Source organism: Rhizobium sp. CF122 (assembly GCF_000282035.1).
Lineage (GTDB): Bacteria > Pseudomonadota > Alphaproteobacteria > Rhizobiales > Rhizobiaceae > Rhizobium.
Genome location: NZ_AKKA01000071.1, coordinates 206,708 through 223,281, shown reverse-complemented (window position 1 = coordinate 223,281; position 16,574 = coordinate 206,708). Strand labels below are relative to the sequence as shown.

The window sequence follows — 16,574 nt, the reverse complement described above, 5'->3', positions numbered from 1 at the left end:
AACTTAAGAGGCGACCGCCAATGCCGCCTCAATGTCCTTCCACAAGGCCTCGGTTCCTTCGAGGCCAATGTGAAGACGTACGGACCGCGCATGGATCCCGAAGGTATGCGCGGAATTCGGTTGCGCCTTCTGCTGAAGGACGACCTCGCCTGGTACGATCAGGCTTTCATGCCCACCCCAGCTCACTCCGAGTTTGAAGAGCTTGAGGTGATCGGCGAAGGCGCGGATATCGACGCCCTCACGGAATATGAAGGAGAACAGGCCCGACGTGCCGTTGAGGCCCGCAGGCAGGCGGTTGGCAAGGCCCGGATGGCAGACAGTCTCCACCACGTCGAGCTCCTGCAGGCGTTTGGCGATCGTCATTGCGGCCGCCTCATGCGCCCGCATACGGATCGGCAGGGTGCGCAGGCCGCGGATCAGAAGCCAGGCATCAAACGGCGAGAGCTTGCCACCGAGATAGGGATAGGCCTCCGCCTTGATGCGGGCGATCATCTCCTTCGAGCCGGCGACGACACCGGCGACGACGTCGCTGTGGCCGCCGAGATATTTCGAGGCCGAATGGATGACGATATCGACGCCGAGTGAGATCGGCTGCTGGAAGTAGGGGCTTGCCCAACTGTTGTCGATCATGGTGACGATGCCATGCTTCTTGGCGAGCGCCGCGAGCGCGCCGACATCGTGGGCTTCCATCACCCAGCTCGTCGGGCTTTCCATGTAGAAGACCTTGGCGCCGGGTAGCGCTTTCGCCACGGCTTCCTCGTCGCGACCATCGACATACGTCACCTCGACCTTCATGCGCTTCAGGATCGTACCGAACAGGCGGAAGGCATCGGGATAGACATGCTTGACGGCAACAATCCGGTCGCCCGGCTCGACGAAGGACAGCACCGCCGACGAGATCGCTGCCATGCCGCTTGCAAAGCCGAGCGCATCTTCGGCACCTTCGAGCTTTGCCAGCATTTCCTCGAACATGCGAACAGTCGGATTGAGGCCGCGCGTATAGATCGGCCGGACCTTCTCGCCCCGATAGGAGGAGATCATGTCGTCATAGTCGGAAAAGGTGAAAAGCGATGTCTGGAAAATCGGCGGCACGACGGCTTCGGCGAAGTTTCCTTCGTCGTGTGCGGTGATGAGCGAGGCAAGATCGAACGCGTCTGCGCCGTTATTCATTTGGACATTTCCTTGACATCTTCCTCGACAACTTCGAGGATTTTCAGTGTCTCTTCCCGCGCGGCCTCGGCGTCCCGGGCGGCGATCGCGTTGAAGAGCGTACGGTGAAAGGGGAAGGAGCGACGGGCAAAATCCTCGCGCTCGAAGGGATGCTCCCAGAACTGCCAGAAAGTCTCGCGCATCTGCTCGAGAAGCTGGCGGAAAAGCGGATTGTGGGTGGCATCGTAGATTGCCAGATGGAAGGCGAGGTCTTCCGGCCCCGATGTGCCCTTCTCGATGTGGACGCGTTCCATCTCGTTGAGGTTCTGCTCGATCAGGATCAGATCCTTGTCGGTCCGCTTTCGCGCGGCGACCATGCAGGCCTCGCATTCGATCCCGCGGCGTACCTCGAGCGTTTGCAGCAACGCATCGCGCAGATGACCCGTATCAAGCGACAGCGGCATGTGGATCGTCGCCTTCGAAACCGGTTTCAGCAGGTAAGTGCCGCTGCCCTTGCGGGTTTCGATGACGCCCAGCGCCTGAAAGTGACGGATCGCTTCGCGGATCGTCGAACGGCCCACCATCAGCGCTGACATCAGTTCACGCTCCGCCGGTAGCCGATCGCCGGCCTTCAGCTGCGCGCTCTGAACATAATCGGCCAAGGCGTCTGTCACCTGACGTGCCCGATCGATTGCCGGGAGCGGCCGGATAACCGGCCTGTTGCTGCTTGATGCCTTCATGGTTCCCCAAATTTTTATAGGCAGCCGACCTTCAAATTGGTCTGACATCTTAGCATTTCGCAAAGATTGGCTAGCGTCAAGTGCGAGCTTTGCAGGTTAGCGAGATCCTCGTGTTCGCTCTAGTCGTACGATCTTTGCCATCCGATAGGCTCCTTATCTCCAGTATCGGCTGACGTTAGGCGCGCCGAATGCGCGCCGCAATGAAGGCCTCTGCATGACATCCTGCAGGTGCACCAATGAGGTTAGGCAACATCAGGCGTGAGAGTGCCGCCCTTCCACGTCTTCAAAAGCACCTCAATGAACTTTCCGGCAGCGGGCGACAGTTGCGCACCGCGTCGGCGGACGATACCGATGGTTCGGGTCACCACCGGGTCGATGATTGGGCGCGAGACCAAGTACGGGTGCTCTTCTTGAGGCGTCGCTAGCCGAGGAAGAACTGAGATACCGAGCCCGGCTTCGACAAGTCCTAGCGACGTGTTGAGATGAGTGACCTCATAGAACCAGTTCAAGCGAAGATTATGCTTCGCAAGAGCGCCGTCTAAAAGGACCCGGTTACCGCTCGAGCGATCAACGACTACGAGAGGGTAGCCGTCGAGTTGCCCCCAATTCACCTGGTCATGAGCTGCGAGAGGGTGATCCTTGCGCATGGCAAGCACGAAGGGGTCATCGATCAAAGGTTCGAACGAAAGGTCTGGGTCCGAATTTCCCATCAGATTGATGCCAAACTCGACCTCCCCCCGAGCCACCGCCTGCAGCCCCTCGTTGGCTGTTAGATCGCGGATACGCAGCCTGATATGGGGATAGTCGGTGCCGAACTTCTTGATGACCGTTGGCAGAAAATAGAAGGCTGCGGTCGGAACGCACGCCATCGTGATCAGTCCGCGACGCTGCGAACCGCCATCCTTGAGGGCAAAAAGAGAACCATCGAACTCCTCGAGCATCCGCCTCACTAGCGGAAGTAGCTCCTGCCCGGTAGCCGTGGCAGCTACATGTCTGGTCGTCCGATCCAGCAATGGCGCGCCGATCGACTGTTCGAGCTTCTGGATGCGCCTGGTGAGAGCCGGCTGTGAAATATTGAGAGCCTCGGCAGCTCGGTGAAAGCTCTCAAGGTCTACCACCGCCTGAAAGGCACGGAGATCCAATACTTCGCAATTGATGCTCATATCGCAATAATCCCTTCAAAGATTGCATTTCACAATTACGTTGACGTTCCACATATTGCAATAAGCAACACCATTAATCCGACTTGCGCAATATTCGAGGACCTGTAATGAACGACCTAATACGCATACCATGCGTCCTTATGCGCGGCGGCACTTCGCGGGGCCCGTTTTTTCTGGCCTCCGATTTGCCTGGCGATCAAGCTGGTCGCGACGCAGCGCTGCTTTCCATCATGGGATCGGGGCACCCGCTGCAGATTGATGGGATCGGAGGAGGAAACCCGGTGACGTCGAAAGTTGCCATCATCGGTCCAGCTAGCGTTCCTGGAGCGGACGTCGACTACCTGTTTGCACAGGTGCGCACCGACCGACAGATCGTGGATTACTCGCCGAATTGCGGCAACATGCTCGCCGCTGTCGGTCCGTTCGCAATCGAGGCCGGTCTAGTAGCAGCCGCGAATTTTGACACTGTCGTACGCATTCACAACGTCAACACGGGAAAAATCATCGAGGCGAAGGTTCCGACCCGGAAAGGCGAGGTCATCTATCTGGGCGATGCTTCGATCGATGGAGTACCGGGCCTCGCCGCTCCAATCGCCCTCACCTTCCTGGACGCGGCCGGCGCTAAAACGGGAAAGCTCTTCCCCACTGGCAACCCTTCGGACGTCATCGCAGGTATCGAAGTTACCGCAATCGATTGCGCCATCCCGATGGTCCTTGTTCGCGCTGCAGACATGGGCGTGACCGGTTACGAAGACGCCGCCTCGCTATCGGCGAACCTTCAGCTTATCGACCGCCTCGCCTCCATCCGCACCGAGGCAGGTCGTTTGATGGGCATGGGAGACGTGTCCGACATGATCATTCCTAAGCCTGTCCTGATCTCGCCGGCGCGAAACGGCGGGACTTTGTCAGTGAGATACTTCATGCCCAACGACTGCCATCCGGCCCTCGCTACCACCGGTGCAGTCGGAATCGCTACCGCCGCCACTACCTCAGGAACGGTAGCGTCACAGATCGTCGGCGAGAACGTACTGCCGACGCTGGTTCGTATCGAACACCCCAGCGGACGTATCGACGTGCAGCTGGAGACGCGAAACGGATCGACAGTCGCGGGCCTGGTCAGGACCGCGAGGAGACTGTTCGAAGGCTATGCCTTCGCCAAGCCGAACGAGCGTGTCGAACACGCTGCATAACCTGCTCCGGCGAGGACCGGGGCAAATAGGGAGGAAATCTCATGCGTAAATACTTCTTGGCAGCAGCTACGGCGCTGTCTCTCGCTACCGCAGCTAATGCCGACTCCGTTCGCATGAGCGTGGGCTCCTATAATCTAAACAACCTACCTTTCCCTGTCGCCGAACGCCTGGGATTCTATAAGGAAGAGGGCCTGGACGTCACGACTGAGAACTTCGCGCAAGGCGGCTCGAAAGTACTCCAGGCCCTGGTGGCGGGATCGACGGATGTCGCTGTCGGTTTCTACGACCACACGATCCAGATGCAGTCCCAAGGCAAGCATGTTGTCGGCTTCGTCCAGCTCGCAAGGAATTCAGGCCTTGTTCTCGCGGGCAAGAACGATACCGATTTCGATCCGGCGAAACCGGAAACAATCAAGGGAAAGAACGTCGGCATCACCTCGCCCGGTTCCTCGTCCGACTTCTTCATCCGTTATTACCTCAAGCAGCATGGCCTGAGTGACAATGACATCTCGATCATCGGTGTCGGCTCGGGAGCCGCGGCTGTCGCCGCCTTGCAGCAGGGCAAAATCGACCTCCTGGTCAACTACGACCCCGCCGCCACGATCGTCTTAGAGCGTGGGCTTGGCAAAATACTTATCGATGCGAGGAGCGACGATGGTGCCAAAGCTGTTTACGGAGGCATCTATCCGACGTCAGTGCTCTATGCCAACCAAGATTACATCAACGAGCACCCTGAGGTCATTCAGAAGGTTACCAATGCGACGGTGAAGGCGCTTCATTGGATGAGGGAACACTCTGCCGAGGAGATCGTCGCCCAACTCCCCGACGACTTCGTCTCGGGCGATAAGCAGACCTACATCAAGGCAGTGGAGAACGCGAAGGCGATCTTCTCCCAAGACGGCCGGTTCACTCCCGCCGACCTCGAGGTTCCCCTCGCAGTTCTCAAGAGCTTTAACGAAAGCGTCGGCAAGGCCACGATCGACCTCAATACGACGTACACCAACAAGTTCGTCGAAGCCGCTGGCCACAGTGCTGAAAACTAAGGGGTTAAATATGTCAAACGCAGCAAGGAAGATCGAGGCGGCGTCTCAACCCAGCCTTCCCCCGATGGTCACCATTGACAAAGTCACCATGGCGTTCGGAGCCTTTGTCGCAGTCGAAAACGTGAATCTCACGGTTGGTAACGGTGAGTTCCTTTCCATTGTCGGTCCTACGGGGTGCGGCAAGTCGACCATTCTCAACGCAATCGCGGGCCTGTTGAAACCCGCAAAAGGCGAAGTTTGTATCGATGGGACGCCCGTAAAGGACGTCCAAAACAACATCGGATATCTATTCCAGCAGGACGCGTTGCTGCCGTGGAAGACGGCTTACCAGAATGTAGAGTTGGGACTGATGTTTCGCGGTGTGGCGGCAGAAGAACGTCACCCTAAGGTAATGGCCTGGCTGGAAAAGGTTGGGCTGAAGGGTTTCGAGAGCCGCTTCCCTCACCAACTGTCAGGAGGCCAGCGCAAGCGCGTACAGATGGCGCAGGCGCTGATCACCGAGCCCAAGGTAATCCTGATGGATGAGCCTTTCTCCGCGTTGGACATACACACGCGGCATTTGATGCAGAACGAACTGCTGAAACTTTGGCAGGAAGATAGACGTGCCGTGGTCATGATCACGCACGATCTCGAAGAGGCAATCGCGCTCGGTGATCGCGTGGTGGTTCTGGCTGCCGGCCCGCGCAGCCGCGTCATCGAGAGCTTCGGTGTCGATCTAGAGCGCCCGAGAGACGTGGCCGAAATCAAACTCGACCCCAAGTTCATGACCCTTTATCGCGATATCTGGGCGTCCCTGAGGGGCGAAGTGGAGAAGAGCTATGCAGGCCATTAACGTCCGTCTAATCCAAGTTACACTTTTGGCCGTGATCCTCGGCGCTTGGCAAGTTGGTGTGACATCCGGCGTCATCGATCGGTTCTTTTTCCCGGCACCATATGACATCGTCAACCAAGTAGTCAGCTGGGTTGTCGATCCGGGCTTTTACAAGCACGTCGGCATCACTCTCAGTGAGACTGTTCTGGGCTATCTGATCGGCACGGGTCTCGGCGTTGCGGCGGGCGTCTGGTTGGGACTAAGCCCGTATGTCGCTCGCATCCTTGACCCGTTCATCAAAGCGGTGAACGCTATTCCCCGCGTTGTGCTCGCCCCAATCTTCGTTCTCTGGCTTGGCCTTGGCCTGTGGTCAAAGGTTGCGCTCGCGGTCACGCTCGTGTTCTTCGTGACGTTCTTCAACGCCCTGCAGGGCGTTCGCGAAGTCAACCCGGTCGTCCTATCGAACTCGCGCATCCTCGGCGCGCGGCGGTCCGACCTTTTGCGCCACGTCTACTTTCCTGCAGCCGCCACCTGGATACTTTCCTCGCTTCGCACTTCTGTCGGCTTCGCGGTCGTCGGCGCGATCATTGGAGAGTACCTTGGCGCATCCGCCGGCCTCGGCTACCTGATCGCCCGTTCGGAAGGCAACTTCGACGCGGTAGGCGTCTTCGGTGGCATTATCATCCTTGCAGTGTTCGTTCTGATCATCGACCTGTTCCTCGATGTCGCCGAAAAGCGTCTAATCACATGGAAGCCGCGGGCTGGAGAAGAACGGCCGGCCTAACCGATCATTGCGATTGTCATGCAGAAGGGCGGCTCATCATCAGCCGCCCTTTTCTTTGCAACGCGATGTGGCGGAAGCAGCGTCACGCTCAAGCCTGCCAGTTTTCACCTTCACGAAGATAAACTTGACGTGTCCGAGTCTAGTCGATCGCTCATATTTACGACTGCACGGGATTTGCCGAAACACTCCGCCCCGGTGGTTCTTGCAGCTGATGACCGGGCTCTTCATCTTCAGCTGCAAGCGGTTAGTCGCGTACAATGCGACATCGCCCTGCGACGACATAAGTATGGTCGCATTGTATGGGGCGCGCCGCAGTTGTATCCTGTGGCCTGACAGGTGCAAACGACGCAGTGCATAGCCGGAGCAAAAGTCCGGTCGCGTGTTTCAACCCGTAAACAAGCAGCCGCGGATCATGGAACTCATATTCGCCATCGGATTGATCATCTTCAAGGTCGCGTTGCTGATCGCGATGCTGCTGCTGCTGCCCTTGCCCCTAACCTGGCTGGAACGCAAGATCGCCGGACACATGCAGCAACGGATGGGACCGATGCGCGTTGGGTGGCATGGGCTGCTGCAACCGATGGCGGACGGAATCAAGCTTCTAACCAAAGAGGACCACATCCCGGCCGAGGCCGACCGCTTCCTGTTCAAGGTGGCTCCTATCCTGGCGCTCGCTCCGCCCTTTGTCGTCTTTGTCGCGATCCCCTTCGGCGAAACCGTCTCGGTTCTCGGCGCCGAGGTCACGCTCTACGTTTCCAATATGAATGTCGCGCTCCTTTTCGTCTTCGCGGTGATCGGGATCGAGGTGTATGGCGTTATCTTCGGCGGCTGGGCCGCCAACAGCAAATACGCGGTCCTGGGCAGCCTCAGGACCTGCGCGCAGATGATAAGCTACGAGATCCCAATGGGGTTCGCCGTGATCGGCGTCGTCATGTTGGCGCAATCCATGAGCCTGCTCGAGATCGTGCGAGCGCAAGCCGATGTCTGGAACATCGTCTACCAACCGATCGGATTCTTCGTGTTCTTCGTCGCCGGACTGGCCGAAGCACAGCGCATTCCCTTCGACCTGGCAGAAGCCGAAGGCGATCTCGGCGCCGGGTTCCATACCGAATACAGCGGCATCCGTTTTGCGTTCTTCATGGTCAGCGAATATGCCATCGTACTGCTGGTGTCGGTCCTGGCAGTGATCCTGTTCTTCGGCGGTTGGAACGGCGTACTGATCCCCTTGCCACCGCTCCTCTGGTTTGCGCTCAAGGTCGCGTTCTTCGTCTATTTGTTCATGTGGTTCCGCTTCACGTTCCCTCGCTACCGCTACGACCAGCTGATGGCGATCGGATGGAAAGTCTTGCTTCCTTTGTCGATGGCGAACATAATCATAACTGGTCTTGTTTTCTTTTAGGGGCCGCAGCGGCTCCGTAGTGGGGCGCCGATGTCGCGCGCGCGGGACAGCATTGGAACATGGATCGGCTGGGCGTTCTTCGCCGATCTGGCGAGCGGCTTGGCTCTGACCTTTAGCTACATGTTCTCCAGATCCGTAACCATGCAATATCCTGACAAGGAAAAATGGTTGCCCTACTCGCGTTACCGAGGGCATCACTTCCTGAAGCGCGATGAAGAGGGCGAGATCAAATGCGTGGCTTGCGAACTCTGCGCGCGAATTTGTCCCTGCGATTGCATCGAAGTCGTCCCCTACGAGGACGAGAAGGGCAACCGTCACCCGGCAAAATTCGAGATCGATACGGCACGGTGTCTCTTCTGTGGCCTGTGCGAGGATGCCTGCCCGGCCGACGCGATCGCGCTTGGCCAGCAGTACGAATTTTCGAGTTTTTCCTCGCGTGACTTGGTGATTGGACGGGACGATCTGCTCGCCAAGCCGGGCAAGGCTGTGACCGGCGGCGGCGTGGTCTCGGCGCGCCTGAACACCGAACAGGACGTTCTGGTCGAGACGAGCGAGCCACAAGGGTACAACTGGTGGCAGAATATCCGACGAACGTGAGCGCGCGCCAGCCATCGAGCCGAAGCGCGCAGACAGGAGGTTAAAATGCTTGTCTGCCAAATCTTGAAGACCAAATCCCCCGGGATCGTCTCGGTCACACCGGACCACACAATGGTGGAGGTCCTGAGGTTGTTTCGCGAAAACAACATCGGCTTCGTTATTGTCGGCCGTTCCCCCGGGGAATGCCTGGGAACGGTGTCGGAGCGGGACTGCTGCAACGCAGTCGCTGAATACGGAATCGAAGCGCCCGTCATGCGCGTCGGCGATATCATGAACCGCCGTGTGGCGACCTGCTCGACAGACGATTTACTGCCTCTTGTCATGGCGATCATGACCGAGCGGCGCACGCGCCATGTGCTGGTCATGGATGACGACAAGATAGCCGGCGTTGTCAGCATCGGCGACGTGGTCAAGTACAGGCTCGAGGAAGCGATGCGCACGGAGGAGGATCTGTACAATTACATTTGCGGGACTGCTCATTACCACTGACGCTGCCGGCAAGCGCAAGGCTATGGCTCAGCTCGGCCTCTCGGGCTCTGCCCCGAACCCGGCGACGGTGGTGATCTCGAATGGTACGTGCACCTTTTTTACGTCCACCGGACAGGGATATTCGCCCCGCCGCATCAGGCTGTTGAGGCGAAGGGTTCTGTAATTTTCGGGAATGAACACAAGTCCCCGCGGGAAATGCCTGTCGATCTTGAGCTTTGCCGTCAGTTCGTGCTGGGCGGATCGTACAGCCACCTGATCGCCATCCGAAAGGCCAAGTTGCGCCGCGTCCCACGCACCCATTGCGACATAGGGGTCGTCGGCGACCGTGTTCAGGATTTCCGAGCGCTCGGAAAGATACCCATTGTGGAACAGGCAGTTGCCAGTGACCAGCATGAGCCTGTCGGTTGCAATGGGCACCGCCGGTGGGGCGAAGAACCTGCCAGCCGGGAGCACGAGAGCCGCCTTGGTGAATGCTCCGTCGGCGTCTAGCCCATCCTGCGTCAGGCCTTCATAGGCGGGAACCAGCCCGGCGATCTCGTCGAAAATCTCGGTTTGAACCGATGGCCGCAGTGCATGGCTTTGAAGTGCTGCGACAAAGTCGAAGATCGCCAGATTGCCTCGGGCCTCGCCGACCGGCTCACGGAACTTGCGGACCTTCTGGAGCCGGCCTTCGTTGTTGGTGAAAGTGCCGGATTCCTCGCCGTAGCTCGCGGCGGGCAGCACGACATCAGCGAGGCCCGCCGTATCCGTGAGAAATGCGTCCTGCACGATCAGCAGACCCGCGGCACGAAGCGCCCGCTGCACAAACTCCCGGTCGGGATAGGACATCAGGGGGTCGCTTCCAACGATATAGAGCGCGCCCATTCGCCCCCTGTCGCAGAGTTGCAGCATCCCGTCGAAATCCACGCCTGGTTCCGACGGAATCTCGGCGCCCCAGGCCCGTTCGAGAGTTGCGCGCGCGGCATTATCGGCGACCGCACGCAGTCCCGGCAGAGCGGCCGGGAGAACGCCCATATCCCAGGCGCCTAGCTGGTTGGCGCGATCGAAGAGAAACTGCATCGTCGGGTTCTTGCCGAGCAGGCGGAGAACCTGCAGCAGGTTGTTGAGCTGCTGCAGCGTCGCGCGCGCCGTTGGCGACCTCAGGAGGTCGGCGCTGACAAGCGCTGTGACGCTCCCGCCTTCCAGCAGCGCCGTGGCCAGACGGTTCGTTGCGTCGCTGCCGGTGGCCGCCGGCCCGCCAATTGTCGCTTCGATGTCAGCAAGAACGTCCTCCGGCAGGTCCTTTCCGGCCGCTACGACAGAGGCCACGACTGCGGCAAGGCTCGCTGCCTCGCAGCCCGGCGAAACGCGAACGACCGCCCGTGCGTCGGCGTCCAAGCGGGACGGCCGCACCGAGAGCATGAGCAATCTCGTCTGGCGGCGGCGTGCAGCGTCGCGCAGGAGATACTCGGTGACCGGATTCTCCTCGGTCACGTTGCCACCGACGACGAGCACGCAGACGTTTCCAATGACGTCCTGGAGCGGCGCGCGGCTGAAAAAGCTAGTAACCAACGGACCGAGCACATCGAAAGGCGTGGACCAGCGCGACGAGCAGTCAATATTGTTTGTTCGGAACATCGTCCGCATCATTTTCTGGAATTGATAAAGCGTCTCGTTGGGAAGGCGTGGTGAGGCAAGCCCGCCTGCAGCCCTTTCCTCAACCGCCGAAAGGCGCTGTCGTAGGTAGTTCTCCGCTTCTTCCCAGGAAACCGGAACGAGGGCGCCATCACGGCGGACCATCGGCCGCTTGATCCTGTCCAGGCTCGCGACGAAATCGAGGCCAAAACGTCCCCGCACGCAGAGGGTTTCGCGATTGAGACCCTCGTCCCACTTCGAGCGGACCCGCATGAACTCGCCCTTGCGTGTGCCGACCGTCAACTGGCAGCCGGTGCCGCAATGTGGGCATACCGTGTCGGTCTCGGCCAGATCCCAGGGGCGGGCCTTGTAGCGATAGGGGAAGCTCATCAGCGCGCCGACTGGACAGACCTCGACGCAGTTGCCGCATTGGTCGCAACTTGCAAGACTACCCTCGAAGCCGGTCACGGCGGTGTCCATACCTTTTTCGACCGTGCCCAGGGCGACCGCGCCGACCACCTCCTCGCACATCCGCACGCAGCGTTGGCACTGGATACAGCGGTTGACGTTCATGATGATGACCGGGCTGAGGCGGATGTCCTCGGAGTGGAACACCCGTTTGGCATCACGAAACCGGCTTTCGCGCGGCCCGTATGCCATCACCTGGTTCTGAAGCTCGCACTCGCCGCCTTTATCACATATCGGGCAGTCGAGCGGATGGTTGGCAAGCAGCATGTCGAGCATGGACGAGCGGGTTTCCTCGATCAGCGGCGTGTTGGTTCGCACCACCATGCCGTCGGTGACTGCGGTGGCGCAGGACGGCTGCAGCCTGCGCTGCCCCTCGATTTCGACCAGGCACATGCGGCACGAGGCGAGCGGCGGCAGCCGCTTCATGTAACAGAAGGTCGGGATGTCGATGCGCAAACGCTCGGCGGCCTGCAGCACCGTGGAGCCAGCTTCCACTTCCAGCATCTGTTCATTGATCGTAATGCGAACCATGGCTTCCTCGCGGTCTTCTTCCAGCGCACCTCAGTGAAACGGGCACCTCCGCTCCTCGATATGGGCGACGAACTCATCGCGGAAATGCTTGAGCGCGGCCCGCAGCCCCATAGCCGCGCCGTCGCCCAAAGCGCAGAACGTATTCCCGAAAATGCCCTTACAGAGCGCGTCCAGCTGTTCCAGATCGCCCGCCTCCCCCTGCCCCGCCTCGACCCGGCGCAACACTTTCACGACCCAGTTCAGCCCCTCGCGGCAAGGCGTGCACTTGCCGCAGGACTCGTGGTGGAAGAATTCGATGATCCGGGTGGCGACCTTGACCATACAGGTCGAGTCGTCGATCACGATCACGCCGGCCGAGCCGAGCATCGAACCGGCGGCAGCGAGCGAGTCGAAATCCATCCCCACCTCAAGCCCGCTTTCCGGGATGACCGGCGCCGAGACACCGCCCGGGATCACCGCCTTGATCCTGCGTCCGGGCAAGGGACCGCCGGCGTGGTTCTCGATCAGCTCCCGCAGCGGTATGCCCATCGGCAATTCATAGAGACCGGGTTTGCGCACTTGTCCGCTGAGGCAATAGAGCTTCGGGCCGGGGCTCTTGTCCGGGCCGATCTCCCGAAACCACCTCGAGCCCCGCATCACGATATGCGGCACGCAAGCGAGCGTCTCGACATTGTTGATGACCGTCGGGCTGGCGTAGAGCCCCTCGACCGCCGGAAACGGCGGTTTCAGGCGGGGCTGCGCCCGCTTGCCCTCGAGCGAGTCGAGCATCGCGGTCTCCTCGCCGCAGATATAGGCGCCAGCGCCGCAATGGATATGCACGGCGAAATCGAAAACGGAGCCCAGGATATTCCGCCCGAGGTAACCTCTTTCGTGAGCCTCGGCGATCGCCTGCTCCAGGCGACGGATCGCCGTCACATACTCTCCGCGGATGTAGACATAGGCGGTCTTGGCGCCGATCGCGTAGGCGCTTACCGCCAGCCCCTCGATGAGCTGGTGCGGGTCGCGCTCCATGATGATCCGGTCCTTGAAGGTGCCGGGCTCGCCTTCGTCGGCATTGCAGCACAGATATTTCGGCTTGTCGCCCCGCTTCGGCACGAAGCTCCATTTCATGCCCGTCGGAAAACCGGCGCCGCCGCGACCGCGCAGGTTTGATTCCTTGACGAGGTCGACGATCTCATCGGGCGTGTGCTCGCGCAGCACCTTCTGCAGCGCCTGATAGCCGCCGCCCGCCTCATAGGTCGGCAGCAAATGACCATCCGGCACGTTCATGTTCTTGAGGAGAACCGGCTCGAACATGGCGCTACTCTCCCGGCGGCTGCGCGCAAACATGCTCAATGCTCGCCGCCCGCGCTGCTGTAGCCCGAAGATTGTCCAACAACGCGTTTACCCGCGCGACATCCAGATTGCCGTGGTAATCGTCGCCGACTTGCATTACCGGAGCCATCTCGCAGGCGCCGAGGCATTCCACAGTCGAAAGCGTGAACATCCCATCCGGGGTGGTCTCACCCTTCTTGATCGCCAGGACCGCTTCCAGGTGCTTTAGCAGGTCCTCCGATCCGCACAGCATGCAGGAAACGTTATCACAGAGCTGCAGGTGGAACAGACCCACCGGTTCGGTATGGAAGAGCGTGTAGAAGGTCGCCAGTTCGTAAACCCACATCCGCTCGACGCCGAGGATGTCGGCGACCTCCTCCAACACCGGACCGGGCAGATAACCATGTTCCTTCTGCGCGATCAGAAGCGCGGGCATGATCGCCGAGCGCTGGTTCGGATACCGCGCCGCCGCCGCTTTTATCTTCTCGCGCATGCTCATCGCATCCAAATCTCCTGTTACTTATCCACCTCCGCCATCACCGGATCGAGGCTGCCCAGCACGGCAATCATGTCGGCCAGGTAGCGTGCGTTGGTGACCCCGAAGAGGCCCTGAAGGTTCACGAAAGACGGTGCTCGCACCTTCATGCGGAACGGTTTCGGCGATCCGTCGCTGATGATGTAGAACCCCAACTCACCCTTTGGCGCCTCGATCGCCGAATAGACCTCGCCTTTAGGTACCTTGAAGCCATAGGCCGACAGGTCGAAATGCTGGATCAAAGCCTCCATCGAGCAATGCACGCGTTCCTTGTCTACCGGGAACGCGATGGTCGGCATGTCGATCTGGAACGGTCCTTCGGGCATCTGGTCGATACATTGTTCGATGATCGCGATGCTTTCGCGCATCTCATCGACGCGGCACCGCCAGCGCGCGTAGCAATCGCCCTCGTTGCGGGTGATGACGTTGAACGCGAGCCGGTCATAAATCTCGTAGGGCTCGTCACGGCGGATATCCCAGTCGACGCCGGAGGCACGCAGGTTCGGGCCACTGAGACCCAGATCGATTGCGTCTTCGCCGGAGATCACGCCGATCCCCTTCGTGCGCTTGAGGAACACCCTGTTGTCTTCGAGCAATCGCTCATAGTCGCGGATCCGGTTCGGGAAGATGTCGCAGAACTCCCTGATCTTGGGAAGGAATCCGTCAGGCAGATCCTCGCGCACTCCGCCAACCCTGCAGAAGGATGTGTGCATGCGCGCACCGGTAATCATCTCCAGCAGGTCCATGATCATCTCGCGCTCGCGCATGACGTAGAGCAGCGCGGTCATTGCACCCAGATCCATTGGCAGCGCACCAGTGATCAGAAGATGACCGGAAATCCGCGCCAGCTCGGCCATCATCACGCGGATGTACTGCGCCCGGATCGGTGCTTCTATGCCAAGGAGCTTCTCCACCGCCAGCGCGAAGGCCAGATTATTGGACGGTGGGCAGAGATAGTCGAGCCGGTCCGTCAGCGGGAAAATCTGCGTATAGGTGAAGCTCTCGGCGAGTTTTTCCGTGCCGCGGTGGAGGTAGCCGATATGCGGATCCACACGCTCGACGTACTCGCCGTCCAGTTTGAGGACGAGCCGGAGTACCCCATGGGTGCTGGGGTGCTGCGGGCCGAGATTGAGGAGCACTTCCTTGGTATTAAGCGCTTCGCCTTCCGGTCTACTGAGCTCGGTGACTTCGGTCATCTCAACTCTCCGGCGTGGAACGGCCTCCTTCTGGAATGTCCCTGGTGGCAATGTCTGGCTGCGTTGGCGGCGGGCCCTCGGCACCGAAGGGATTCAGTTTGTCCTTGTAGCCCCTTAAGGGAAAATCCTTGCGCTGGGGAAAGCCCTCGAAGCCTTCCCACATATAGATCCGGCGCAGATCGGGATGGCCTTCGAACTTGATGCCATACATGTCCCAGGCCTCGCGCTCGTGCCAATTGGCAGTGCGCCAGACCCCCGTCACCGACGGGACGCGAGGCGGATCACCAAGCCGGCACTTGATGCGAACCCGCCATTTGTTCGGCAGCGAATAGAGGTGGTACACCGCCTCATAGCGTGGCAACTCCGGGTAATGATCGACCCCACAGATGTCAGACAGGAAATTGAACCGGAGCGCCGGATGGTCTTTCAGAAATCGGCAGAACTCAACGATCTTTTCGGGTGGGACGGCAAAGGCGTAGATGCCGTGCACGGCGCCGAGGTCCTCGATTGCTGCTTCGAAATGCTCCATGATCAGAGCGCGATTGAGAGACGGCTCCACGCTCATGAGGCTGCAATCCGATCCAGAGGCGTCCCGGCTAGCGCGCGGGATCTCTTGATCTTCTCCTGAAGCAGCAGGAAGCCGTGCATCAGCGCCTCGGGCCGCGGCGGACAGCCTGGCACATGCACGTCGACGGGCACGAAGGTTTCCGACCCCTGCACCACGGCATAGGTGTTGTAGACCCCGCCTGAGATGGCGCAGGTGCCCATTGCGATCACCCAGCGCGGCTCCGGCATCTGGTCATAGAGCCGGCGCACGACGGGGGCGAACTTCCGGGTCACGGTGCCGGCGATGATCATCACATCGGACTGGCGCGGCGAAGGCCGGAACACCACGCCGAACCGGTCGAGATCATAGCGCGCGCATCCTGCCGAGATCATCTCGATGGCGCAGCAGGCAATACCGAAGGTCTCGGGCCACAGCGCGGATTTTCGGCTCCAGTTGATGATGCTCTCGGCCGTGGTGAACAGCACGCTGTCGCGGATCGCATTGTTTACGCCTCCCATTCCAGCGCTCCCTTCAGCCAGGCGTAGGCGAAACCCACGATAAGCAGCAACATGAAGACGAACATCTCGACATAACCGACCAGACCTATGTCTTTCAGGACGACAGCCCAGGGAAAGAGGAACATCGTCTCGACGTCGAAGACCACCAGCAGGATCGCCAGCACAAAGAACTGCACCCTGAAACGGCCCCCGGCGGCTTCGCCCGCTGGGTCCACGCCGCACTCATAGGGCATGTTCTTCTCGGGATAGGGATTGGACGGCCGCAGCAACGAGGAGAAAAATAGCGTCGCCGCCGTCACCAGAACAATTCCGGCAACCATGAAAAGAACCGGCAGGAACTCCATTGCAGCCATAGTCATATCGCATTGCCCCGGTCACCCACCGAGAGCTTTCTTCAGGCCGCCGCCGGCCCCATCCGGAACCGGTAGTGCGGTCGCCCCGGGAAGCGACTTTGGCAATCCTTTCTTGGATTATCAGTGTATTCCG

17 protein-coding genes are annotated in these 16,574 nt (G+C 59.9%); 7 read left to right on the top strand and 10 right to left on the bottom strand.

The features are described 5' to 3' along the window. Positions 1 to 3: 3 nt before the first annotated feature. The 3 genes from PMI09_RS14910 to PMI09_RS14900 all read right to left on the bottom strand — a co-directional run bounded on the left by PMI09_RS14910 (position 4) and on the right by PMI09_RS14900 (position 3,052). Positions 4 to 1,170, bottom strand: a complete 1,167-nt coding sequence (locus PMI09_RS14910; protein ID WP_007795419.1) for a PLP-dependent transferase — start codon at positions 1,168 to 1,170, stop codon at positions 4 to 6. Next, positions 1,167 to 1,889, bottom strand: a complete 723-nt coding sequence (locus PMI09_RS14905) for a FadR/GntR family transcriptional regulator (RefSeq protein WP_007795415.1) — start codon at positions 1,887 to 1,889, stop codon at positions 1,167 to 1,169. The genes PMI09_RS14910 and PMI09_RS14905 overlap by 4 nt, the downstream gene beginning before the upstream one ends. Before the next feature lie 242 nt (positions 1,890 to 2,131). After that, positions 2,132 to 3,052 (bottom strand): LysR family transcriptional regulator, encoded by a 921-nt coding sequence (locus PMI09_RS14900; protein ID WP_007795411.1) that lies wholly within the window; start codon positions 3,050 to 3,052, stop codon positions 2,132 to 2,134. A gap of 107 nt (positions 3,053 to 3,159) precedes the next feature. Here PMI09_RS14900 and PMI09_RS14895 point away from each other — a divergent pair, with 107 nt between their 5' ends. The 7 genes from PMI09_RS14895 (at position 3,160) to PMI09_RS14865 (ending at position 9,365) form a co-directional block, all read left to right on the top strand. Next, positions 3,160 to 4,242, top strand: coding sequence for a 4-oxalomesaconate tautomerase (locus PMI09_RS14895; RefSeq protein WP_007795408.1), 1,083 nt, complete (start codon positions 3,160 to 3,162; stop codon positions 4,240 to 4,242). 41 nt (positions 4,243 to 4,283) lie between these two features. Further along, positions 4,284 to 5,285: an ABC transporter substrate-binding protein gene (locus PMI09_RS14890; RefSeq protein WP_007795404.1), complete on the top strand. Its 1,002-nt coding sequence runs from the start codon at positions 4,284 to 4,286 to the stop codon at positions 5,283 to 5,285. 64 nt (positions 5,286 to 5,349) lie between these two features. Next, complete coding sequence (locus PMI09_RS14885) at positions 5,350 to 6,117, top strand: ABC transporter ATP-binding protein (protein WP_037083189.1); 768 nt, start codon at positions 5,350 to 5,352, stop codon at positions 6,115 to 6,117. Next, entirely contained in the window at positions 6,104 to 6,880 is a 777-nt protein-coding gene (locus PMI09_RS14880) for an ABC transporter permease (RefSeq protein ID WP_007795397.1), read from the top strand. The genes PMI09_RS14885 and PMI09_RS14880 overlap by 14 nt, the downstream gene beginning before the upstream one ends. A 412-nt stretch (positions 6,881 to 7,292) precedes the next feature. Further along, on the top strand, positions 7,293 to 8,279 hold the full coding sequence (gene nuoH / locus PMI09_RS14875; protein ID WP_007795394.1) for an NADH-quinone oxidoreductase subunit NuoH: 987 nt from the start codon (positions 7,293 to 7,295) through the stop codon (positions 8,277 to 8,279). A 30-nt stretch (positions 8,280 to 8,309) separates the two neighbouring features. Next, positions 8,310 to 8,876: an NADH-quinone oxidoreductase subunit I gene (locus tag PMI09_RS14870; RefSeq protein WP_007795391.1), complete on the top strand. Its 567-nt coding sequence runs from the start codon at positions 8,310 to 8,312 to the stop codon at positions 8,874 to 8,876. A 45-nt stretch (positions 8,877 to 8,921) separates the two neighbouring features. Then, positions 8,922 to 9,365: a CBS domain-containing protein gene (locus PMI09_RS14865; protein ID WP_007795387.1), complete on the top strand. Its 444-nt coding sequence runs from the start codon at positions 8,922 to 8,924 to the stop codon at positions 9,363 to 9,365. 27 nt (positions 9,366 to 9,392) lie between these two features. Here the strand turns inward: PMI09_RS14865 and nuoG are convergent, their stop codons facing one another. The 7 genes from nuoG to PMI09_RS14830 are packed head-to-tail and all read right to left on the bottom strand — an operon-like array spanning position 9,393 to position 16,441. After that, positions 9,393 to 11,978, bottom strand: a complete 2,586-nt coding sequence (gene nuoG, locus PMI09_RS14860; protein ID WP_007795384.1) for an NADH-quinone oxidoreductase subunit NuoG — start codon at positions 11,976 to 11,978, stop codon at positions 9,393 to 9,395. Between the two features lie 30 nt (positions 11,979 to 12,008). Then, positions 12,009 to 13,274 carry an NADH-quinone oxidoreductase subunit NuoF gene (nuoF, locus tag PMI09_RS14855; protein WP_007795381.1) on the bottom strand — a complete coding sequence of 422 codons (1,266 nt, stop codon included), beginning with the start codon at positions 13,272 to 13,274 and terminating at the stop codon, positions 12,009 to 12,011. Between the two features lie 4 nt (positions 13,275 to 13,278). Continuing rightward, the gene (gene nuoE, locus PMI09_RS14850; RefSeq protein ID WP_007795379.1) at positions 13,279 to 13,791 is read right to left on the bottom strand and encodes an NADH-quinone oxidoreductase subunit NuoE; all 513 of its coding nucleotides are present in this window, start codon (positions 13,789 to 13,791) and stop codon (positions 13,279 to 13,281) included. Positions 13,792 to 13,808: 17 nt separating this feature from the next. Then, positions 13,809 to 15,023 carry an NADH dehydrogenase (quinone) subunit D gene (gene nuoD / locus PMI09_RS14845; RefSeq protein ID WP_007795375.1) on the bottom strand — a complete coding sequence of 405 codons (1,215 nt, stop codon included), beginning with the start codon at positions 15,021 to 15,023 and terminating at the stop codon, positions 13,809 to 13,811. A gap of 1 nt (position 15,024) precedes the next feature. Further along, positions 15,025 to 15,588: an NADH-quinone oxidoreductase subunit C gene (locus tag PMI09_RS14840; RefSeq protein WP_007795371.1), complete on the bottom strand. Its 564-nt coding sequence runs from the start codon at positions 15,586 to 15,588 to the stop codon at positions 15,025 to 15,027. Next, complete coding sequence (locus tag PMI09_RS14835) at positions 15,585 to 16,088, bottom strand: NuoB/complex I 20 kDa subunit family protein (protein ID WP_007795368.1); 504 nt, start codon at positions 16,086 to 16,088, stop codon at positions 15,585 to 15,587. The genes PMI09_RS14840 and PMI09_RS14835 overlap by 4 nt, the downstream gene beginning before the upstream one ends. Next, a complete protein-coding gene (locus tag PMI09_RS14830) occupies positions 16,076 to 16,441 on the bottom strand; it encodes an NADH-quinone oxidoreductase subunit A (RefSeq protein WP_037083187.1) in 366 nt (121 codons plus the stop codon). Before PMI09_RS14830 ends, PMI09_RS14835 begins: the two co-directional genes overlap by 13 nt. Positions 16,442 to 16,574: the final 133 nt, after the last annotated feature.